Annotated in this window: 21 protein-coding genes and 1 riboswitch; of the genes, 9 read left to right on the forward strand and 12 right to left on the reverse strand. The window is 67.1% G+C overall.

The genetic code is table 11. The annotated features are described in order from the left end of the window. The first annotated feature begins 86 nt into the window (after positions 1 to 86). From rpoH to C7443_RS03510, 3 genes are all read left to right on the forward strand, one after another. Positions 87 to 950, forward strand: a complete 864-nt coding sequence (rpoH, locus tag C7443_RS03500; protein ID WP_170123474.1) for an RNA polymerase sigma factor RpoH — start codon at positions 87 to 89, stop codon at positions 948 to 950. A gap of 147 nt (positions 951 to 1097) precedes the next feature. Next, positions 1098 to 2711 carry a potassium channel family protein gene (locus C7443_RS03505; protein WP_110017192.1) on the forward strand — a complete coding sequence of 538 codons (1614 nt, stop codon included), beginning with the start codon at positions 1098 to 1100 and terminating at the stop codon, positions 2709 to 2711. Beyond that, on the forward strand, positions 2708 to 3424 hold the full coding sequence (locus C7443_RS03510; protein WP_110017193.1) for a potassium channel family protein: 717 nt from the start codon (positions 2708 to 2710) through the stop codon (positions 3422 to 3424). The genes C7443_RS03505 and C7443_RS03510 overlap by 4 nt, the downstream gene beginning before the upstream one ends. A gap of 6 nt (positions 3425 to 3430) precedes the next feature. Here C7443_RS03510 and C7443_RS03515 read toward each other — a convergent pair whose 3' ends face one another. After that, positions 3431 to 4012 carry a hypothetical protein gene (locus C7443_RS03515; RefSeq protein WP_110017194.1) on the reverse strand — a complete coding sequence of 194 codons (582 nt, stop codon included), beginning with the start codon at positions 4010 to 4012 and terminating at the stop codon, positions 3431 to 3433. A gap of 58 nt (positions 4013 to 4070) precedes the next feature. After that, the gene (locus tag C7443_RS03520) at positions 4071 to 5387 is read right to left on the reverse strand and encodes a lytic murein transglycosylase (RefSeq protein WP_170123475.1); all 1317 of its coding nucleotides are present in this window, start codon (positions 5385 to 5387) and stop codon (positions 4071 to 4073) included. 138 nt (positions 5388 to 5525) lie between these two features. Between C7443_RS03520 and C7443_RS03525 the strand changes: the two genes are divergently transcribed. Beyond that, positions 5526 to 5951 carry an SRPBCC family protein gene (locus C7443_RS03525; RefSeq protein WP_170123476.1) on the forward strand — a complete coding sequence of 142 codons (426 nt, stop codon included), beginning with the start codon at positions 5526 to 5528 and terminating at the stop codon, positions 5949 to 5951. A 73-nt stretch (positions 5952 to 6024) separates the two neighbouring features. On the opposite strand, the gene C7443_RS03530 is transcribed toward C7443_RS03525, so the two are convergent. After that, positions 6025 to 6603 (reverse strand): YceI family protein, encoded by a 579-nt coding sequence (locus tag C7443_RS03530; RefSeq protein WP_110017196.1) that lies wholly within the window; start codon positions 6601 to 6603, stop codon positions 6025 to 6027. Between the two features lie 31 nt (positions 6604 to 6634). Continuing rightward, a complete protein-coding gene (locus C7443_RS03535; RefSeq protein ID WP_110017197.1) occupies positions 6635 to 7189 on the reverse strand; it encodes a cytochrome b in 555 nt (184 codons plus the stop codon). A 126-nt stretch (positions 7190 to 7315) separates the two neighbouring features. Between C7443_RS03535 and C7443_RS03540 the strand changes: the two genes are divergently transcribed. After that, entirely contained in the window at positions 7316 to 8278 is a 963-nt protein-coding gene (locus tag C7443_RS03540; protein ID WP_110017198.1) for a LysR family transcriptional regulator, read from the forward strand. Here the strand turns inward: C7443_RS03540 and C7443_RS03545 are convergent. Together C7443_RS03545 and C7443_RS03550 are read right to left on the reverse strand one after the other, a co-directional pair. Then, the gene (locus tag C7443_RS03545) at positions 8240 to 8506 is read right to left on the reverse strand and encodes a hypothetical protein (protein WP_246004529.1); all 267 of its coding nucleotides are present in this window, start codon (positions 8504 to 8506) and stop codon (positions 8240 to 8242) included. The genes C7443_RS03540 and C7443_RS03545 overlap by 39 nt on opposite strands. 1 nt (position 8507) lies before the next feature. Beyond that, on the reverse strand, positions 8508 to 10034 hold the full coding sequence (locus C7443_RS03550) for a sigma 54-interacting transcriptional regulator (RefSeq protein WP_110017200.1): 1527 nt from the start codon (positions 10032 to 10034) through the stop codon (positions 8508 to 8510). 270 nt (positions 10035 to 10304) lie between these two features. On the opposite strand from C7443_RS03550, the gene ipdC reads away from it, so the two are divergent. The 4 genes from ipdC (at position 10305) to C7443_RS03570 (ending at position 15344) form a co-directional block, all read left to right on the forward strand. Beyond that, positions 10305 to 11939, forward strand: a complete 1635-nt coding sequence (gene ipdC, locus C7443_RS03555) for an indolepyruvate/phenylpyruvate decarboxylase (protein WP_110017201.1) — start codon at positions 10305 to 10307, stop codon at positions 11937 to 11939. Between the two features lie 272 nt (positions 11940 to 12211). Beyond that, positions 12212 to 12406: riboswitch (cobalamin riboswitch) on the forward strand. A 136-nt stretch (positions 12407 to 12542) separates the two neighbouring features. Then, on the forward strand, positions 12543 to 14360 hold the full coding sequence (locus C7443_RS03560) for a TonB-dependent receptor domain-containing protein (RefSeq protein ID WP_170123477.1): 1818 nt from the start codon (positions 12543 to 12545) through the stop codon (positions 14358 to 14360). A 91-nt stretch (positions 14361 to 14451) separates the two neighbouring features. Next, on the forward strand, positions 14452 to 15039 hold the full coding sequence (locus C7443_RS03565; protein WP_110017203.1) for a cob(I)yrinic acid a,c-diamide adenosyltransferase: 588 nt from the start codon (positions 14452 to 14454) through the stop codon (positions 15037 to 15039). Further along, positions 15036 to 15344: a DUF2322 family protein gene (locus C7443_RS03570; protein ID WP_110017204.1), complete on the forward strand. Its 309-nt coding sequence runs from the start codon at positions 15036 to 15038 to the stop codon at positions 15342 to 15344. The genes C7443_RS03565 and C7443_RS03570 overlap by 4 nt, the downstream gene beginning before the upstream one ends. A 668-nt stretch (positions 15345 to 16012) precedes the next feature. On the opposite strand, the gene C7443_RS03580 is transcribed toward C7443_RS03570, so the two are convergent. From C7443_RS03580 to C7443_RS03605, 6 genes are all read right to left on the reverse strand, one after another. Next, positions 16013 to 16306, reverse strand: a complete 294-nt coding sequence (locus C7443_RS03580; protein WP_110017206.1) for a hypothetical protein — start codon at positions 16304 to 16306, stop codon at positions 16013 to 16015. Between the two features lie 28 nt (positions 16307 to 16334). Continuing rightward, positions 16335 to 17837 carry a hypothetical protein gene (locus C7443_RS03585; protein ID WP_110017207.1) on the reverse strand — a complete coding sequence of 501 codons (1503 nt, stop codon included), beginning with the start codon at positions 17835 to 17837 and terminating at the stop codon, positions 16335 to 16337. A 552-nt stretch (positions 17838 to 18389) separates the two neighbouring features. Further along, positions 18390 to 18785, reverse strand: a complete 396-nt coding sequence (locus tag C7443_RS03590) for a VanZ family protein (protein ID WP_170123478.1) — start codon at positions 18783 to 18785, stop codon at positions 18390 to 18392. Then, positions 18772 to 19194: an acyl-CoA thioesterase gene (locus C7443_RS03595; protein WP_110017209.1), complete on the reverse strand. Its 423-nt coding sequence runs from the start codon at positions 19192 to 19194 to the stop codon at positions 18772 to 18774. The genes C7443_RS03590 and C7443_RS03595 overlap by 14 nt, the downstream gene beginning before the upstream one ends. Positions 19195 to 19215: 21 nt before the next feature. After that, positions 19216 to 19575: a Rieske (2Fe-2S) protein gene (locus C7443_RS03600; protein ID WP_110017210.1), complete on the reverse strand. Its 360-nt coding sequence runs from the start codon at positions 19573 to 19575 to the stop codon at positions 19216 to 19218. Next, positions 19572 to 20996, reverse strand: a complete 1425-nt coding sequence (locus tag C7443_RS03605) for a DUF4139 domain-containing protein (RefSeq protein ID WP_110017211.1) — start codon at positions 20994 to 20996, stop codon at positions 19572 to 19574. The genes C7443_RS03600 and C7443_RS03605 overlap by 4 nt, the downstream gene beginning before the upstream one ends. Positions 20997 to 21004 lie beyond the last annotated feature (8 nt).

Raw genomic sequence — 21004 nt, forward strand, 5'->3', positions numbered from 1 at the left:
CACTCCACGGAACCCTGCGCTGCTTTGGCACTCCTACCCACCGAGTGCTAACATCGGATCGTTCAGATCCCGAGGGTAATGTGGACATGAGCAACGCATTGGTACCGATGACTACCCAGCTTCCCGTCGCCGCCGGCGATCTGGATGGTTACATCCGGGCGGTCAACGGCATTCCCATGCTGGAGGCCGACGAGGAACAGCACCTCGCCCGCCGCCTCAAGGAGCATAACGATCTCGAAGCCGCGCGCCGGCTGATCCTGTCGCATCTGCGCTTCGTCGTGCATATCGCCCGCGGCTACCGCGGCTACGGCCTGCCGCTGTCCGACCTGGTGCAGGAAGGCAACGTCGGCCTGATGAAGGCCGTCAAGCGCTTCGACCCCGAGCACGGCGTGCGCCTGGTGTCGTTCGCGGTGCACTGGATCCGCGCCGAGATCCACGAATACATCCTGCGCAACTGGCGCATCGTCAAGGTGGCGACCACCAAGGCGCAGCGCAAGCTGTTCTTCAATCTGCGCAGCTCGAAGAAGCGTCTGGGCTGGTTCTCGCGCGAGGAAGTCGAAACCGTCGCCCGCGATCTCGGCGTGACGCCGGAATCGGTGCTGGAAATGGAAAGCCGGCTCGCCGGCAGCGACGTCTCGCTGGAGCCGGTCAATCACGACGACGAGCACGAGAGCGCCACGGCGCCGATCGCCTACCTGAGCGATGGCAGCGCCGATCCGCTGGCGCAGCTCGAAGCCGAAGACTGGGAGCAGAAGACCGGCGCCCGCCTGGGCAAGGCGCTGGCTGCGCTCGACCCGCGCTCGCGCGACATCCTGCAGCGGCGCTGGCTCGATGACGACAACAAGCCGACGCTACACGACCTGGCCGCCGAATACGGCGTCTCCGCCGAACGCATCCGCCAGATCGAAGCCGGTGCGATCAAGAAGCTGAAGGCCGCGATCGCTGCCTGAAAGCCGTCACACCCGGCCGAGGCCACCCGCAAGGGTGGCCTTTTACGTTGGAGCCGCCAGCGGTGCGGGCTCTGCAAGGTGCTGCGAGCCACGCCATACTCAGCGCCGTCACCCCTGTCGCGCCGCTGCGCCGAGCCTTGTCGGACCATGACGCCCGCTCCCGCCACCTGGATCATCCGCTTCTGCTACCGGCTCGACGCCAGCCCGGGTTACCACCGCGCCAAGCGCCGGGCCTACGACCTGCTCGAAAACCCGGACTCACGGCTGCGACCGTATTTCGACGTGGCGATGTGCGCACTGATCCTCGCCACCGTGGCGCTGATCATCCACGAGGTGCGCAATCCGCCGACGCGCTTCACGCTGGCCTTCGAAGACACGGTGATGCACATCTTCATCGCCGAGTACCTGGCGCGGATGTGGATCTGGAACGACTCGCACCGCATCATCCTCGATGCTTGGGAGCGCGCCGAATTCCTCGGCCTGCGCTTTCGCCTGCTGCCGGCACTGCGCTCTGTACTGCTGCACAAATGGCAGTACGCCAGCAGCCCGCTGGCGATCATCGACCTGCTGGCGATCCTGCCCTCGTACCGCCCACTGCGCGTGCTGCGTTTCTTCCTGCTGTTCCGCGTCTTCAAGCTGTTCCGCTATACGCGCTCGATCAACGAATTCGCCCGCGTGCTCGCGGAAAAGCGCTTCGAGCTGTACACGCTGGCGATTTTCATCGGCTTCGTCGTCTTCGCCTCGGCCACCGCGATCTACATCTTCGAAGCCCACGTCGAGACCAGCCACATCAACACCATGTTCGACGCGGTGTACTGGTCGGTGATCACCATCTTCACCGTCGGCTACGGCGACATCACGCCGAAGACGCCGGAGGGCAAAGCGGTGGCGATGGTGCTGGTGGTCGCCGGCGTGGCGATCATTTCCTTCTCGACCTCGATCGTCGTCAACGCCTTCGGCGAGAAGATGCAGCTGATGCGCGACCGGCGCCTGTTCGCCGAGACCGAAAAACTGCACGACTGCCTGATCGTCTGCGGTTACGGCCGGGTCGGTGAAGTCGTCGTCGACCGCCTGATCGCGCAGGAGCGCGCCTTCGTCATCATCGACCGCCACCCGAAGAACGTCGCCCGCGCCCGCGGCCTCGGCCTGCTGGCGATCTGCGACGACGCCGTGCGCGCCGAGCTGCTGGAGCGCGTCGGCATCAACCGCAACGCCAGCGTCGTGCTGTGCATCACCGGCGACGACGTCACCAACCTCTACATCACGCTGACGGCGCGGCAGATGAACCCGCACATCCGCATCGTCGCCCGTGCCAACCGCTCGGAAACCGCCAAGAAACTGCGCCTCGCCGGCGCCGATCAGGTGGTCATGCCCTATGAGGTAGTCGGCCTGATGGCCGCCGAGTACATCCACCAGCCGGTGGCGACCAACGCGCTGAGCGGCATCCTCTCCGGCGAGCGCGGCATGGCGATGGATGTCATCAACGCCGTACCGCGCTCGCTGCTCGACGGCGCGCGGCTGACCGAGCTTGGCCTCAGCAGCCGCCGCCTGACCCTGTTCGGCGTGCTCGAAGCCGCCGGCAGCGAACTGCGCCCGGCGCTGACGGTGTTCGACGTCGGCGGCCGGCGTTTCTACTTCAACCCGCCGGGCAGCTTCACGCTGCACGCCGGCGACCGTCTGGTCGTGCTCGGCAGGGAGATGGCCATCGCACACTTCCGTGAGCAGGTGCAGGCCAGCGCACTGCACGGGAGGGCGGCATGAAGCCGCGCCGCATCGCCATCTTCGGCTACAACAAGCTCGGCCAGGAAGTCGCCCGCCACCTCTGCCGCACGCCCTGCGAGCTGCTCATCGTCGACAACGATGCCGAGGCCCTCGCCCGCGCCGGCGAGCGCGGCTTCGACACGGTGCGCTGCGATTACACCGACGACAGCGAGCTGGCCCGCGTCGGCATCGGCCGCGACATCGACCTGATCTTCTGCCTGCTCGGTGACGAGGCGCAGAACGTGTTCCTGGTGATTTCGGTGCGCGCGCTGGCGCCGGACATGGTCATCGTCGCCGCCACCGACTCGATCGGCTCCGAACAGAAGCTGCGCGCCGCCGGCGCCGACAAAGTCATCGACCCGTTTGCGATCGCCGGCGCGCGCATCTCCGACCTGCTGGAGCGGCCGATGGTGATGGACATCCTCGAACAGACCGTCTTCGGCCAGGCCGATCTGGAGATGGCCGAGGTGCCGGTGGTGCGCGAAGGCGGCCTGGTCGGGCAGCGCCTGAGCGAAGTCAGCGTGCGCGGCGCCTGCAACCTGGTGGTGGTCGGCCTGGTGCGCAGCGGCGCCGACCGCGAGGTGCGCTTCGCCACCGAGGACTGGCATTACCGGCTGAGCGCCGGCGACATGCTGCTGCTGGTCGGCCCGGCTGCGGACCTCGAACGCTTTCGCGCCGAGGCCGCAGCGCTGGACGCCAGCCGCGGGCGCTGACGGCGGCTACTTCACCGCCGTCTCGACGCCGGCGAAATTCACGCCCTTGAGGAAGGTCTTCAGCGTCGCCTCGTCGACACCGTGCTCGCCCGACACCTCGACCAGCGCCTGATTACCGACCAGCACGCGGTAGGCGTTGTCGGACTTGTTGTAGATCGCCTTGCGCCCGTCGACGATCACCAGCTTGTTGTCGGCACCCATCGCCATCGGGTTGTTGAACACCATCGCCATCATCTGCAGCAGCGGCGAATTGCCGGTGATCGCCACCTTCACGCTCTGCTCGCCCTTGTGGTAGTTGCACTCGGCGTGGATGCCACCGACGATCGGTCCGACGCCACCCGCGGTCTGCGCCTCCTCGGCCTCCCAGCCGGCCGGCGGCGCCGGCAGCAGGCTGCCGAGCGACTCGGCCTTCATCTGCCGGATCAGGCTGGACGCGGCATCGAGCGCCGCGGCGGCGGTGCCGAGATCCTTGTTCTCGTACGCCTTCAGCGCCTCCTGGATCTGATCGGTGACATCGTCGGCGTGCGCCGCCGCGCTGCCGAGCAAAGCGAGCAGCGGGGCCGCGGTCAGTGCCTGGCGAAGGTTCATGCGTAGCTCCTTGGTCATTGGTCCATCCGGTGATCGCAACACTCGTGCGGCCCCGAGTCTAGTCGGCTGCGGCGGCGGGGAGCGTCTGCGACTCGGCGGGCACGGCCTGCGCCGGTGGCGCCAGCGGCACGGTCATCTCGCGCAGGCGGGCGAGATCGTCGGCGGTCGGATAACCATCGGCGACCCGGCCGACACTGGCCTGCCAGTTGCGCAGGGCGGTGCGCGTCTTCGCCCCGACTTTGCCGTCGGCCTCGCCGGCATCGAAACCGAGGCCGGTGAGGCGCTCCTGCATCTCGCGCAGCTCGGTGGCCGAGAGCATGCGCAGATCGGTCGGCCACGGCGTATGGATCGGCGTACGCCCGGCCATGCGCTCGGCCAGCGTCAGCACGGCGAGCGCGTAGTTGGTCGACTGGTTGTACTTGAGGATGGCGCGGAAGCTGTCACTGAGCAGCAGCACCGGCCCGGTGTGTCCGGCCGGCGCGAACAGCGTGGCGCGTGCGCCGCCGGTCAGCGGCTGGCCGTCCAGTCGCTCGAAGCCGAGCGCCGACCACTGGCCGAGCGTCATGCCCTTGTCCTCGCCGGCCAGCCGCCAGTCGAAGCCGCCCGGCACGCGCGCCTCGCAGCCCCAGGCCAGATCGCCGCTCCAGCCGCTGGCGGCGAGGAAGGCAGCGGTCGAGGCAAAGGCATCGGCGAGGCTGTCCTGCAGATCAATGCGGCCGTCACCATCGCCGTCGACCGCGTACTTCAGCCAGGTCGAGGGCATGAACTGCGTCTGCCCCATCGCCCCGGCCCAGGAACCCTCGACGCCACCGGCCGGCAGGTCGCCGCGGTCGACCAGCTTGAGCGCGGCGATCAGCTCCTTGTGATAGAACTCGGCCCGCCGCCCCTCGAAGGCGAGCGTCGCCAGCGCGTCGTAGACCGAGGTCTTGCCGGTGAAATCGCCGAAGTTGGTCTCCATGCCCCAGATCGCCACGATCAGCTCGGCCGGCACGCCGGTATGCCCCGCGATCGGGTTGAGGATGTTCGCGTACTGCTTGCGCAGCTCGCGGCCGCGGTCGATGCGCGCCTTGTTGACGGTATCGGCGAGGTAGCTCCACACCGGCTTGGTGAATTCCGGCTGGCGCTGATCGAGCTTGATGATCGCGGGCAGCAGCTCCAGATCCGGCACCACGCGATCGACGGTGCGCTGGGAGACGCCCGCCGCCCGCGCTTCGGCGGCGAAATCGCGCTTGAAGGTATCGAAATCCTTGGCGGGTATGCGCTTGCCGCCGCGCACCACGCTGCCGCCTTCGGGCACGGACGGGTTCGAGGCGCACGCGGAAAACAGCGCGGCAAGGACGAGGGGAAGCACGACGGCAGAGCGGCGGGCGGTCATCGGGTGTATTTCCTGCGGTGGCCGGGGTCGGTGACCCCGTACCTTAGCCGGGAGCCACCAGCGCTTGCACGAATCCGTGATGCCGCCTAGCGTCAGCCGCACCGCGCAGACCGCGCGGCCACCCGAGGAGAGGACATGATGAGCGGCGTGAACCTGAGCACCGAACTCCCGGTATCGCCCGAGCAGATCTGGGAGCTGATCGGTGGCTTCCACGCACTGGGAGCCTGGCATCCGGCGATCGAGACCAGCGAGCTGGAAGGCGGTGGCCGCATCCGCCGGCTGAAGCTGGTCGGCGGCGGTGAGATCGTTGAAAAGCTCGAACGCTTCGACGATCAGGCGCACACCTACACCTACTCAATCGTCGAATCGCCGCTGCCGGTCGCCAACTACACCTCGACGCTGCGCGTCACGCCGTCCGCCGACGGCAAAGGGGCGAAACTCGAATGGAGCGGCGCCTTCGATCCGGCCGGCCTCAGTGAGAACGAAGCCGTCGCCGCCGTGCGCGGCGTCTATGAAGCCGGCTTTGAAAATCTGCGCAAACTGATCAGCCTGGCCAAGAGCTGATGCAAAAACGCCGACGCCGGGCGCCCGCGGGCGTCCGGCGTCGGCAGCTCAGCTGACGCGGTGAAGGCAGCGCTTACTGGCGCACGCCCTCGATGACGAACTTCAGCGCGACGCTGTCGGCCTGCGGGCCGAGGTTCTGCGTCATACCGAAATCGCTGCGCTTGATGGTGGCGGTGCCGACGTAGCCGCGGCGATAGCCGCCCCACGGATCGTCGCCGGCACCGATGAACTGCAGCGCCACGCTGACCGGCTTGGTCACGCCGTGCAGCGTCAGTTCGCCATCCAGCGTGCCCTTGTCACCGTTTTCGGTGAACTTCGTGCTCTTGAAGCTCGCCTGCGGGTAGGCGCTGGTATCGAGGTACTTGTCGCGCAGGTGCTTGTCACGCTCGCCGTAATTGGTGTCGACGCTGGCCACGTCGACCGTGACGGCGATCTTCGAATCAGCCGGCTTGGCCTGGTCGTAGCTGAAGTCACCCTCGACCTTGTTGAAGCGCCCCTGCAGCACCGAGAAGCCCATGTGGGAAATCTCAAAGGTGACGAAGGAATGCGTCGGGTCGATCTTGAACTCGGCGGCCGAGGCACCGGCCGCGGCCGCGGCGAGCACGGCGGCCAGGGCGGTGCGTTTGAACAGCGTGGTGGTGAAACGGGTCATGGCGTGATCTCCTGAAAGTCGATGGCGGGGGTCAATCGCGCGGCAGCCGGCCCGTCATGCGGGCGAGCGTGCCGTCGTGATCGAGAAACTGATGCTTGAGCGCCGCGGCGGCATGGACGATCACCAGCGCGAGCGTGCCCCAGGCAGCCAGTTCATGCAGCGCGGCGACGGTTTCCTGATAGAACTCACCGCCGCTGACGAGCGCCGGCAGCGAGAACCAGCCGAACAGATTGGCCGGGTTGCCCTTCGAGGTCGTCGTCAGATAGCCGGTCAGCGGAATCGCCAGCGTCGCCAGATAGAGCAGACGATGGCCGAGCAGTGCGCCGAGGCGTTCCCAGGGCTTGAGGCTCACCGCCAGCGGCGGCGCACGGTTGGCGATCGCCCAGCCGATGCGCGTCACGGCCAGCAGCAGCACGAGGACGCCGAGGCCGCGGTGCAGATTCGGCAGCGTGCGGTAGGCCGGATCGTAGTAATCGAGCGTGGTGATGTACCAGCCGAGCGGGATCAGGCCGAGGATCAGCAGCGCGATCGTCCAGTGCAGCGCACGGGCGAGCAGGCCGTAAGCCGATGTTGAATTGCGCCACATGTGCGAAGTCCCTCAAGTCGATGAACGCTGAAAGCAGATCCAGCCTATCAAGCACTTGAGCCGCTATCGACGTGGCACTCGTGACATCATTGTTGAACCCAATTCAACAGTCTTCAGGGAACTCACATGCTCGGTTCGAGTGAGGACATGCTGCTGTTCGCCCGCATCGTCGAGCTCGGCGGGCTGGCGGCGGCGGCGCGCGAGGCTGAGGTCTCCCGCGCGCTGGTCAGCAAGCGTTTGAATGCACTGGAGTTGCGCCTCGGCACCCGGCTGCTGCACCGCACCACGCGACAGATCAGCCTGACCGAAAGCGGCGAGGTGTTCTACGGCTACTGCCAGCGCCTGCGCGCGACCCTGGAGGAAGCCAGCGAGCGCATCAGTGAGCTCGGCGGCCAGCCGCGCGGCCTGCTGCGCCTGAGCACGCCGGTCACCTTCGGCGAGCGCTACGTGGCACCGCTGCTCGCCGAATTCGCCGCCCAGTATCCGCAGGTGCAGTTCGAACTGACGCTCGACGATCACTACACCGATCTGGTGCAGGAAGGCATCGACGTGGCGATCCGCGTCGGCGCGCTCGACGACTCGACGCTGGTCGCCCGCCGCCTGGCCAGCATGCGCCTGCATACGCTGGTCGCCCCGACCTGTCTCGCCCGCCACGGCGAGCCGCGCCACCCCGGCGAGCTGGCCGGCCTGCCCTGCCTGACCTATCGCCATCCGCGCGGACGCTCATCGGAATGGGAATTCGCCAGCGCCGACGGCACGCCGCTGCGCGTGCATGTCAGCGGCCCGCTGCGCGCCAACGGCGGTCACGCGCTGCGCGCTGCCGCCTGTGCCGGCCTCGGCTTCGTACAGCTGCCGGATTTCATCGCCGTCGACGACGTGCGCGCCGGTCGCCTGCTGCCGGTGCTGGAAGACTGGAGCATCGGCGACATCGGCGTACATGCGGTGATGCCCTCGCCGCGACCGCCGGCGAAGACGCGCGCCTTCATCGACTTCCTGCGCGCGCGCTACGCCGACCGGCCGTGGACGCTGGCGCCGCTGACAGCGGCCGTCTCAGCGGCGCAGGCCGGCGACGATCAGCACGGCACCTAATCCAATGCCGACATACGCCGCCCATTCCGGCACGAAAACGTGTTTTTCGGTGGCGGCGGTCGCCTTCATCGGCCCGATCTGCAGGATCGTTTCTTCCTCGGTGTAACTGACACCCTTGTAGACCAGCGCCGCGACTCCCAGCGCCACCAGCAGTATCCCGGTGATGAGCGTGCCCTTCATACCGATTGCCCTCTCCTCTGCGCCGGCCGCGAGCACACCGGCGCGCATCTCAGCGATTGCCGCCGGAACCGCCGATGCCGTACTGGCGCAGCTTGTTGGCGACCGCGGTGTGTGAAAGACCGAGCCGGCGTGCCAGCTGGCGCGTGCTCGGATGCTGCGGATACAGCCGCGCCAGCATCAGCCGCTCGACGCGGGACAGCGCCTCGGCCAGCGAGCCCTCGAACAAGGCCTCGTCGAGCCCGGCCGGTGCCGCCTCGTGACTGAGCGCCAGGTGCTCGGGGGTGATCGCCCCGCCCTCGCAGACGGTGACGGCGCGCAGCAGGGTGTTTTCCATCTGTCGCACGTTGCCCGGCCAGGCGTGGGCGAGCAGCGCCGCCTCGGCTTCCGGGGTCAGGCGCGGCACCGCGCAACCGAGGCGGCGGGCGGCGAGTTCGATCGACTCCAGTGCCAGCGGCAGCACGTCGGCCTGGCGCTCGCGCAGCGGCGGCATGCGCAGGCTGAGCACGTTGAGGTGGTAGTAGAGGTCGTCGCGGAAGCGGCCTTCGCGCACCAGTGCGGTCAGATCGACGCGGGTGGCGGCGATCACGCGCACGTCCGAGCGCCACGGCTCGACGCCGCCGACGCGGCGAAAACGCCCGTCCTGCAGAAAACCGAGCAGCTTGGCCTGCATCGACGGCGACAGCTCGGCAACGTCCGACAAAAACAGCGTGCCGCCGGCGCCCTGTTCGAGCAGTCCGGCCTGGTCGCGGGCGCCGAACAGGATCGACTCGGCGGTCGGATCGGACAGATCGCTGCCGGTCATGCGCAGGAACGGCGCCTCGCGCCGCGGCCCGGCCAGATGGCAGGCGTGCGCCAGCCGTGCCTTGCCGCAGCCGGGCTCGCCGCTGATCAGGATCGGCACCGCCAGCGGCGCCATGCGCCGCGCCTGGGCGACCACCGCGCGCATCGCCGCCGAGCGGTGGATGATCGAGGCAAAGCCGGTTTCCGAAATCACCGCCGGCTCCAGACTGCCGCCGTGCAGCACCATCACCGCGCCGGACAGCGACTTGCCGGCACGCGCCAGCGGCACCAGCACCGGGAAGAAATCAGCGAGCAGGGCCTGCCCGCGCACCGCCAGACGCACGCCGTATTCAGCGCGGTCGAGACGATTGATGCGCTCGACCAGATCGAGGTTCTCGACCAGCGAGGGCAGCAGCGCGCCCTGGCCGTCCGGCCCCTTCAGCCGCAGCAGGCGCTGGGCCGATTCATTGGCGACGACGACACGACCTTCGAGGTCGAGCGACAGCACCGGCGCCGGCAGGGCCGCGAGCAGCGTGCGCAGTTCCGACTGCTTGCGCTCGCCCGGCATCAGCGGGATCGGCCGCACGTCGCGCACGCCGGGAACCTGGCGGATCTCCGGCAGCACCTGATGCAGTTCATCGAGCGTCATCGCGGCGGCATGCAGAAAGAAGGAGCCGCGGCCTTCGGCATGCGTGACGATTTCGCCGGAGCTCATGTTGATGTTGTGGCGGGCAAGGATGGTCAACACCGCCATGGCGATGCCGACGCGGTCCTCAAACAGGATCTGCAAGCGCATGCCCGGTACTCCTGACGCTACGTCGTATGGTTATGTGTACGTATCTGAAAGAATAATTGACACCTATGCGCTGCCACAATAGGCGGTTTATTTAGCGTCCGAGACATGCCCGCACTGTTCGTAAGGACGGACTTACGCACGCGGACGCCTTCGATACGCAAGTGACACGCCAGTCGCGATGCAACGGCCGCAGCCGGCCGGGCGAACTCTGCTACTCCTTGGCGACCGAGGCGGTCGGACCGCCGCTCGCCGTCGTCAGAGGCTCGCCCGATGAACATCGCTCTCTCCCTGCTCAACGCCCTCGCCGCTCGTGGCGCGCGCGAAATCTTCGGCATTCCCGGGGACTTCGCGCTGCCTTTTTTCCGCATCGTCGAGGAAAGCGGCATCCTGCCGCTGTACACGCTGTCGCATGAGCCGGGGGTCGGCTTTGCCGCCGATGCCGCCGCTCGCTTCAACGGCAAGCTCGGCGTCGCTGCCGTCACCTACGGTGCCGGTGCACTGAATCTGATCAATCCGGTAGCCGGCGCCTACGCCGAGCGCAGCCCGCTGGTGGTGATTTCCGGTGCACCGGGCGCCGCCGAGGTGCGCTCCGGCGTGCTGCTGCATCACCAGGTCAAAACCACCGATTCACAGTTCGCCATCTACCGCGAGATCACCTGCGCCCAGACCCGGCTCGACGACGCCGCCAGCGCGCCGGCCGAAATCGCCCGCGTGCTGCACGCCTGTCAGGAGCAGTCGCGGCCGGTGCTGATCGAAGTGCCGCGCGACATGGTCGGCGCCAGCTGCGCGCCGGTGCCGCTGCTGCCACCGACGCCGCACGACCCGGAAGCCGCCGCCGCCTGCGCCGAGGAAGTCCTCGCCCGCATCGCCGGCGCCGAGCGGCCGGTGATGCTGGTCGACATCGAAGTGCGCCGCTACGGCCAGGAAGAGCGCGTCGCCGAGCTGGCGCGGCGGCTCGGCATCCCGGTGATCACCACCTTCATGGGTCGCGGCCTGCTCGCCGAAACCGACGTGCCGGTGGCCGGCACTTACCTCGGCATCGCCGGCGACCCGGCGATCAGCGCGCTGGTCGAGGATTCCGACTGCGTGCTGATGCTCGGCGTGCTGCTGTGCGACACCAACTTCGGCGTCTCCTCACGGCAGATCGACATGCGCCGTGCGATCTACGCCGCCGACCGCCAGGTGCAGATCGGCTATCACCACTATCCGCAGCTGCCGCTCGGCGCGCTGCTCGAAGCGCTGCTGGCGCTGGTGCGCGACCTGCAGCCGCCACACGGCCGCCTGCCGGCGGAAACCGCAACGCTGCCACCACCGCTGGTCGACGATGCGCGCATCACGCCGAACGACATCGCCGCCGCGCTGGCCGCGCTGCTGCGCGAGCACGGCCCGCTGCCGATCGCCGCCGACATGGGCGACTGCCTGTTCACCGCGATGAGCATGGCCAACACGCCGCTGACGGCGCCCGGCTACTACGCGACGATGGGTTTCGGCGTGCCGGCCGGCCTCGGCATTCAGGGCACCACCGGCCAGCGGCCGCTGATCCTGGTCGGCGACGGCGCCTTCCAGATGACCGGCTGGGAGCTCGGCAACTGCCAGCGCTACGGCTGGGACCCGATCGTCGTCGTCTTCAACAACGCCAGCTGGGAGATGCTGCGCGTGTTCCAGCCCGAATCGCAGTTCACCGCCATCGGCGAATGGCGTTTCGCCGAACTGGCGGCCGGCCTCGGCGGACACGGCGTGCGCGTGCGCACGCGCCGCGAGCTGCATGCGGCGCTGTTCGCCGCCTGCGAGCGGCACGGCTGCTTCTCGCTGATCGAAGTGATGCTCGAACCCGGACAGCTGTCGAGCACGCTGCAGCGCTTCGTCACCGGCATCCGCGCGGCACGTACGCGTCAGGGCAGCTGAACAGCGGCGTTCAGTTGCAAAAATCTCATCTGAAGAAAAGTCGCACTAATCCGAAGTGATGCTTACAGTGCGCAGACTTGTCGGGTATCTGCGTCATCAGCGTGTGCGCCCGACTCTGGCTGCACCAGAGTGTCGCTTTCCCCCTTTGCCCCGCCCCGGCCTCCGGATCGGGGCATTCTTTATTGCGCGCGGCGCGCGGCGGCTCAGAGCCGGCCCGATGGTATCGAACCGCGGTTGACGCCTTTCATTACGCCCTCGTATGGTGCGCGCCATCCGCTGGAAACGCTTCGGGTGGTCCTCGATCGAGGACTGAAACGGGAAGTCGGTGTAATGCCGACGCTGCCCCCGCAACTGTGAGCGCGAAGCGCGACGACCCTATGCCACTGCGTCATGCGCGGGAAGGCGGTCGCCGCCGGGCCTCAGGCCCACGCGCGAGCCAGGAGACCGGCCCGCAGCCTTTCAGTCGGTGTTGCGGCGGGCGACACCGACAGCCGCGCGAGCCGTCTCAAGCGGCCGCGCGTGCCTGTCATGCCGGGCTTCCTCTAAGGAAGGCGGCCGATTTCGCCCCCATTCCGTTCGACTGAACCGATGGGGTATCCCTTCATGAAAGTTTTCAGCTGCGGCCTCGCCGCCCTCGCGGTGGCAGCACCGGCGCTCGCGCAGGATGCCGACGAGCCGATCACCATCGTCATCACCGGCTCGCGCAGCGAGCAGCCGCTGGCACATGCCACCGCCGACACCACCGTGCTCGACCGCAGTGACATCGAGCGCACCCAGGCCGCCACGCTGCCGGGCCTGCTCGGCGGGCTCAACGGTATCGACGTCGGCAACAGTGGCGGCGCCGGCAAGGCGACCTCGCTGTACCTGCGCGGCGCCAACGCCGGACAGACGCTGCTGCTGCTCGACGGCCTGCGCCTGGGTTCGGCAACGCTTGGCCAGCCGGCCTGGCAGAACCTGCCGACGGTGCTGCTCGGCCGCGTCGAGGTGGTGCGCGGTGCACAGTCCGGCCTCTACGGCTCCGATGCGATCGGCGGCGTGGTGCAGGCCTTCACCCGCGAAGAAGACGGCCCGATCGCGCCGTGGGCGCGCGCCGCACTCGGCACCCAGCAGGGCCGCGAAGCGGCAGTCGGCTTCGGCGGGCGCGACGGCGCGACACAGATCAGTGCCGGCCTGTCGACCTTCGATACCGCCGGCTTCGATGCCACCAGCGCAGAGAACATCAACCACAACAGCGATCGCGACGGCTATCGCAACCTCGCCGGCAGCCTGCGTCTGAAGCACGAGTTCGCCCCCGGCCAGAGCCTCGGCCTGACCGCACTGCGCACGCAGGGCGAAAACGAATACGACGGCTACCCGGCGGCGCTGGACGCCAGCGGCAAGTACGCGCAGCAGGCGCTGGCGCTGAACGCCGACAACCGCATCAACGAGGTCTGGCGCATGCGCACCACCCTCGGCCAGAGCCGCGACCAGTCCGAAGACTTCAGCGGCGATGTCTCCACCGGCGCCTTCAACACCCACCGCGATCAGTTCACCTGGCAGAACGATCTGAGCTTCATCAAGAACAACACGCTGAGCCTCGGCGTCGAGTGGCTGCGCGAGCGCATCGACGGCAGCGGCGTGCAGGACTTCACCCGCGACGAGCGCATCACCCGCAGCCTGTTCGCCGTCGATACCCTGCGCCTCGGCGCTCACGACCTGCAGCTCAGCCTGCGCCGCGACGACATCGAGGCGATCGACACCCGCACCACCGGCCGCCTCGGCTGGGGCTGGTCACTGCCGGGCAGCCTGCGCCTGACGGCGAGCTACGCCACCGGCTTCAAGGCGCCGACCTTCAATGACCTGTACTACCCGGAAAGCCCGTGGTCAGCCGGCAACCCGAACCTCAAGCCCGAGGAATCACGCGGCTGGGATCTCGGCCTGAGCCAGCAGCTCGGCGCCTTCGGCTGGCGGCTGGCGACCTTCCGCACCGACGTCGACAACCTGATCCAGTGGACCGCCGACGAAAGCTGGCGCTACACGCCGGACAACGTCGCCGAAGCGCGGCTGCGCGGCGTCGAGTTCGGTGCCGACTACCGCGCCGACGGCTGGCACGTGGCGCTGGCCGCCGACTGGCTGCAGGCCGAGGATCGCAACACCGGCGATGCACTGCCCAACCGTCCCGACCGCAGTGCCCGCCTCGACGTCGATCGCGACCTCGGTCGCTGGAGCGCCGGCGCGACCCTGCTCGCCGCACGCTATCCTGATGAGCTGCCGCAGGCCGGGTATGGCGTGCTGAACCTGCGCGCCGCCTACCGTATCGACCACGCCTGGTCGCTCAGCGCCCGCATCGACAATGCCTTCGACCGCGACTACCAGACGGTCAGCGGCTATCCGATGCCGGGCCGCGAAGCCTGGCTGGCGGTGGAATACGGCCTGCGCTGAGCGCGCACGCGGCTGCAGCGAGGCGGCAGGGAGCGCCGCCCGGCGGCGATGACGACAGCGACGCCACGCAGGCGTCGGAGGAGAACAGGCGATGGGCAACCGGCTTTCGAAGATCTACACCCGCACCGGCGACGGCGGCAGCACCGGCCTCGGCGACGGCTCGCGCATAGCCAAGGACGCCCTGCGCGTCGAGGTCATGGGCGATTGCGATGAGCTCAACAGCACCATTGGCATGGTGCTGGCGCAGCCGGTTCGCGACAGCATCCGCGACGTGCTGAGCGAGGTGCAGCACAAGCTGTTCGATCTCGGCGGCGAGCTGTGCATGCCGGGCTATACGGCGATCAGCGCCAACGATGTCGGCCAGCTCGAATCCGACCTCGACCAGTTCAACGCCGAACTGCCACCGCTGAAGGAGTTCATCCTGCCCGGCGGCGGCGTGGCCGCGGCCGCCTGCCATCTGGCACGCACCGTCTGCCGCCGCGCCGAACGGCAGATGGTGCGTCTGGCCCGCGAGGAGAACATCAATGCGCAGGCCCAGGCCTACCTGAACCGCCTCTCCGACCTGCTGTTCGTACTCGGTCGCGTGCTCGCCCGTGACGAGGGCGGCAGCGAAGTGCTGTGGCGCAACGACCGCGGCCGTCGCCGGCACGCAGTGCCGGGCCAGGGAGATCGGGCATGACCTTCAGCGAAGTGCTCGCCACCCTACCCCCGGTCGCGCACCTGGCCGCGCTCGAACTCTATGCCGGCGAAGTGCCGGCCGGACGCATCGACAACCGTCCCGGCCAGGCCGGCTCGCTCGCCGTCTACCACGCCGTGGCCGTCGACGGCTGCATCGATGCGGCCGCGGCGCAGCGCGCACTGGAGCTGTATGCCGAACACACGGCCGATGCCGAGCAACATCCCGGCAAGCATCCGAACATCGATCGCCTGCGCCAGCTGATCGCCCGCGACGAGCGCCTGCGCGTGGTCGCGGTGACGCGCTAGGATCTGTGTTATGACCATCACCAACGCCTTAGACAGCAGCAGGCAGACAAAAACCAGACGGCGCGACGCCTCTAGAGGGTTTGCGACAAGTGCTTGTAGTTACAGATCACCGTCGTAGGCGTGTCAGTCAAGCGCAGCAATGCTCCTCCCAAGGCTGCGGTAGCCTTCCGAAGCCGTACATCGCGTTGATACTTGATCACTTCCAACTACATGCCGTGCACCTGCACCGCCTCGGTAGCGCCAGTGGACATACCCGCTGTGGTAACTGTCGTCACCCCCATCTCGACCACCGTCGTTCGGTTCTTTGCCACGTCGGAACAAGGCAACCGTTTCATCGTTTCCAACGCCCCCGCGAAGAGGTGAGACCCAACGCATTTCATCTCTTTGCTCTTGGACACGCCTGTGATCGCGTCGAGCTCGTCTCATCTGAGGAGGAGAAAAACGGGAGAGATCCCAAGCGCAGCGACGAGGTACACCACTGTCGAAAGATGCGGCTCGCCCGTCGCCGTCAAGCCGCCTTCGAGTTGATTAACAACGGCACGAGACGCACCGGCAGCGGCTGCAAGCTGGTCCTACAACATACCGAGAGCACCTCGTGTGCTGCGTGAGTGTGCCCTAGACGTCGTCGACCGAAAGCAATAGAGCCACTGGGGCGGAGGAGCAATCCTTTATGCCAAGCGCCTCATCTCGTTCGCAGCACTTCGAAGTCGAGTGATCTCAGTCGCGAGAATGCGTACCTGCTCGTTCTTGTCCCCAAGCAAGTTCCGGAGCGAAACGAGCTGCAATTCTTTCAATGTAAGTTCAGCCTCGATTTGCTGAAGACGTGCGCGGTTTGCGGCCTGCTCCTTCTTCCTCTTCTGGCGCTGATCGAGCCCGTAGGCAATGCCTCCGGTGCCGAAGAGTAGGCTTATTATGCCGATGAGTGCTGCGATTCCAGAGCCGCTACGGTCATCGTCGCTCATAGTGGTGTACCCCAAATGATCTGGTTTACTAGTTTTTAAGCAGATGAAGCCGCATCCAAGGCTCACAGGAATCTGGTCCCATGACCTGGTTGAAAAGCGCGTCGGTATCGACGCAATCGGCCGTCATGTCTTCGACCACCTGAGTGAACGCAGTCATCCGCTGCGTGATGTTCTCCGCAAGCGCAACGTCAGCCGCGATTGCCTGTTCCAGCACACGGTCGGCCTCACGCGTCTTGCCGATGAGCCAACGCCCACCGACCTGGGCGCCGACGAGAACCGGGAGACCCGCAAGCCCGAGTGGCGCCATCACGAGCGGGAGGAGATCCAGAGCCGTCTTTGCGGCAGTGCCGCCGACAGCACCGGCCACGGTCACGTCACCACGGCAAGCTGCACGTATCTCGGAAATGAGGTCGGTACCAACCGCGAGCACGCAGAATCCGATAGCCACTCCTTGTTTGGCGAACTCCGTGGCAGCCTCCGGCACCAACTCGCGGACCTCCGTGCCAAAGTGGTAAAAGCTAGCGTCGGCGGCCGCCCCCCCCGCCCCAAAGATCGCGCCGGTGCCAGCAGACTTGCCGACGGTCTTCGCGTCTACTTTACCCTCCGTTGCGAGCTGCACGACGAGAGACACGACAGCCGCTGACGCGGCAGCGATCACTGCGCCACCGCCGATGTGGCTAACGACGCCGCGTGCGCGGTAGGCGGCAGCAATGTCGTCGCGGAGCTGCTGCAACTCCTGACGCGCAACCGGAGCGAGACCATCGCGTTTCCCAGACTCAATGTCCGCCATCAACTGGTCAGCGCGCTTCTCAAGATTCGAGACCCCCCGCAGGCGAACCTCGGCACCCTGAAGCCGCCTTGCTTGACCTGATGTGAAGGCGTCTGGGGCGACACGAGGCGTACCATCTGGGTTGACATAGCGGGCGTCGACGTAGCCGACCTTCCCGTACCCAGGCGTTTTCGCCATCTCAACAAGCGTGTCCGACACGTACTGCGCACCGCCCGTCTTGACTTGGCCGTTGTACTTCCAAAGAACGTCTCCGTTCTTGGTCTCGAACGCGAAGACGAGGTCTTTGCGGCTCGCCGCATCCGGCGCAAGGCGGATGTCTCGGAGATTCTGAGCGACATGCTCAGGCGGGTTGACGATCCCGGTGTCATGCCCGACGTGCAGCGCGCGATAGTCAGAGGTTACGACCACTTCGGCAGCCTTCCCTCGGGGGTTGGCGCCGTTGATGAACGAATCGAGTGACCGCCCCGAGGTAGCCATGCGCTCGGCGACGGTCTGGGTCAGACCATGCGGACGTGCCGTGCCGTCGCGCACCATATCAGCGATGCGAAGGGCCTCGGCCCCTGGCTTCGCAAGGGGACGAGTTTGGTTAATCGCCTCCGCGTACAGGCAGCCCCGATCAATGATCGCTGGATCGGTCACAGTTTGAGCGACGGTATTAGGGTGCACCACATTGGCGCCCGCCGCAGCGCTGCTTAACGCAATCGCATCTTCTTGCCAATGCTGTTTAGGTTTGCGGTGCATTTGCGCTCCTAGAACCTGTTATGAACCTATGAACCCGTATCTGCTGCCACAGTAAACGTCTTGGGCAGCAGCGGGAACACAAGGAAACGCAGCCCCTAGACGCTCCGTAGCAGGTATTCATAGCCATCTGCTAGCTAGTTAAAGCTTGCCACCCGACAACCCAGCGCTGCGGCAGCGGCACGAAGCCGTGCTTAGCTTCGGGCTGCTCGATCACCTCCAGCCGCTGCCATATATCCCCGAGGGAGCCTCGCCTGTATCGCCCGCATTGACCGACAAGGCCAGTTCCGCGCGCTGGTCAGGTCAGCACCTACATCGCCTCGGCCAACATGCCAACCTGCGCACGATCTTGTTCGCTAACCGTTGTTACGGTACAACACCAGCAATTCTGAGAGTACCCACTGCCCCGTACACATTACTGCTGCGCCACGCTAAACAGCATTAGCGTGCGGGACCAGGAAGCTCAAATCTTCGTCGCTGACATCACTAGGGCAAATTCCGCGTTTCGATCAGCAGGGGTCCTAACATAGACGCGAGCCGGGTTCATAACACGCGCTAGGCCGCCGCCGGCAGCCGCCGGTCGAGCCAGGCGATCAGCCGGCCGAGCGGCGACACGGCCAGGGCCGTGCCGATGGCGACACCCAGCGCATTGGCGAGCATGTCGTCGACATCGAAGGTGCGCACGCCGCCCCAGCCCTGCAGGAACTCCAGCGCCACGCCGAGCGTGATCAGAAACAGCGGCCAGTGCCAGCCGCGCTTGAAGCACTGGCCGAACCACCAGGCCAGCCCGGCGTAGGCCAGGCAATGCTGCGCCTTGTCCCAGGCGAGGAAGTCCGGCGCTGCCGGCGGGCTCGGCGTCAGCTCCAGCCAGACAACGATACCGACCTGCAGCCAGGCCAGAGCCTGCCACAGGTACGGCCGACGCAGCCTCTGCCATTCAGACACCGCCATCGTCCGCCTCCGTTTGCGCGCCGAGCGCGACACGCAGCTCGTCATCCAGCGCCAGCGCGCGGCCGCTCGCCAGATCGATGATGCAGAACGTCACGTCGGCATCGGCAACGCGCTGACCGCTGTCGGCGAGCACCACGTCCTGACGGATCACGCCGCTCTTGCGGCCGAACCTGCCGAGACTGGTGCGGATTTCGAGCACCTCGCCAAGCAGGGCCGGGCGCCGGTAGCTGATGTTGATGTTGACCGCGGCAAAGCCCCAGCCGCGATCCTGAAAACGATTGACGTCACCGCCACTCTCGAACCAGGCCCAGCGCGCCTCCTCAAGAAATTCCAGGTAGCGCGCATTGTTGACGTGTCCGTACAAATCCAGGTGATAACCGCGCACACGAATCTGCGTCAGGTGACTCATCGAAAACCTCTCAGGAAAATCTCAGCGACGCGGCAGACTGTCGGCGTCGAGGGCAATGACCCGGCCGTCGCGCACGACGACAGCGATCGAGTAAAGCCGCTGACGCACACACGGACCACGCAGACAGTAACCGTCGTCGACGCGGAACAGCGCACCGTGGATACCGCACTGCAGGTACTCGCCGGTGTAATCGAGAAACTGGTCGGCCTGCCATTCCATCGGCGCGCCGGTATGCGGGCAGCAGTTGCGCCAGGCGTACACCTCGGCGCCACGGCGCACCAGAATGACATCGGCGTAATGTGCGCCCGGCGTGACGATGATGCCTTTGCTGGTACCGTCAGCCAGCTCGTCGAGCCGGCACAGTTCACACTCCCCACTCATCGGCTGCGCACCCGGTAGCTCAGCGTCACGCGACCGTTGGCCGGCACCGGCACTTCCCAGTGCGCCATGTCGGTGCTGTCACGCCGATGCGGAAACGACTCCTCGACGATGCGCCACTGGCCGGTGAACGGCTGCGTCACCTCGACGGTCGCCGGCTCGGACTTCGTGCTGTGGAACTCGATCGCCCAGGCCGCTTCCTGCTCCTCGCGCGGCAGCCGCCGGTAGTCGGTCTGCCGCCGGCGGGCACCGAGATCGAGGCTGGCGCCAACTTCGATGACCGCTTCGTCACCCTCGGCGACCGGCGGGATGCGCGCCTCACCGAGAAACTGCCCGGAACCGCCGGGCTCGCGCTGGTAGACACGCACCGCGCCCGAGGGCAGCGGCCGGCCGAGACCCGGCGCGGTGTTGGCGAAGGCCAGCGCGGTCTGCACGCGCAGGTCGAGCACGCCGGGGCTGGCGCCAAACAACGCCAGCGGCGCGTTGATGCGATACAGCTTGCGCACCGGCGCACGGGAAATGGCGAACAGCGGCACATGGATCGACTGGCGCGCCGGCAGCGTGATCGGGCGGTCGAGCTTGTAGATCTGGTATTCGAACTGACGATCCTCGGGTGCCACCGCCGACACGGCCGGCATGTCAGCACCGCGCCCGTCGCCGCCGTCACCCGCATCCGCCGCGCTCCCGGCAAGCGCGCCGGCGTTCATGCCGCCGAGGCGGTTGACCTCGCCGGCGACCAGCGACAGCCGCGCCTTGTCGAACACCGTCGCCGTGGCGTTGTGGATCGTCGCCCAGGCCAGCAGGTCCATGCCGTCCTCGCCGGGGCTCAGCCGCAGAACGTAATCCGCCTCCCAGGAAAACCCGCGCGACAGATAGGACAGCTCGACCAGGTGATCGCCGCCCGAGGAACTGTGCACCTGACTGACCAGCGTCGGCTCGGTGCGCAGCTCGGGGCTGGCGGGCAGCACCAGGCGCCACGGCGACAGCGCGCCGTCGGATTCGATGCGGTCACCGATGCGAAACACCGCCTGGCCATCACGGATCGACAGCAGCACGGCCTTCTCGCGCCGCTCTTCGCCGGTCGCCGGGTTGACGCGCACCGCCTCGATCTCGCGGCCGATCGAGCGTTCGAGCAGCGCATCGCTGCTCAAGGCGTCGAAGCGGTAGAACTGCGAGAGCACTTCCAGCGGCCGGTCGCTCGCCAGCAGCGCGGTCTCCGGCTGGATCTGCGAACTGATGCCGGTCAGCGCCAGTTGCGACTCACCGGCCGGCAAGGTGACTTTGCGGATATCACGCACCAGCGCCAGATCGGCGTGGTAGATCGTCAACCCGACTTCGCGCCCACCGGCCGCGGAGGAGACGAGCTCGTCGGCGTGCACCAAGGGAGCCGCCAGCAGACAGGCGAGCAGCAAGCTTCTGAGCATCGTTCGGG

It is taken from the genome of Plasticicumulans acidivorans, from assembly GCF_003182095.1.
GTDB lineage: Bacteria > Pseudomonadota > Gammaproteobacteria > Competibacterales > Competibacteraceae > Plasticicumulans > Plasticicumulans acidivorans.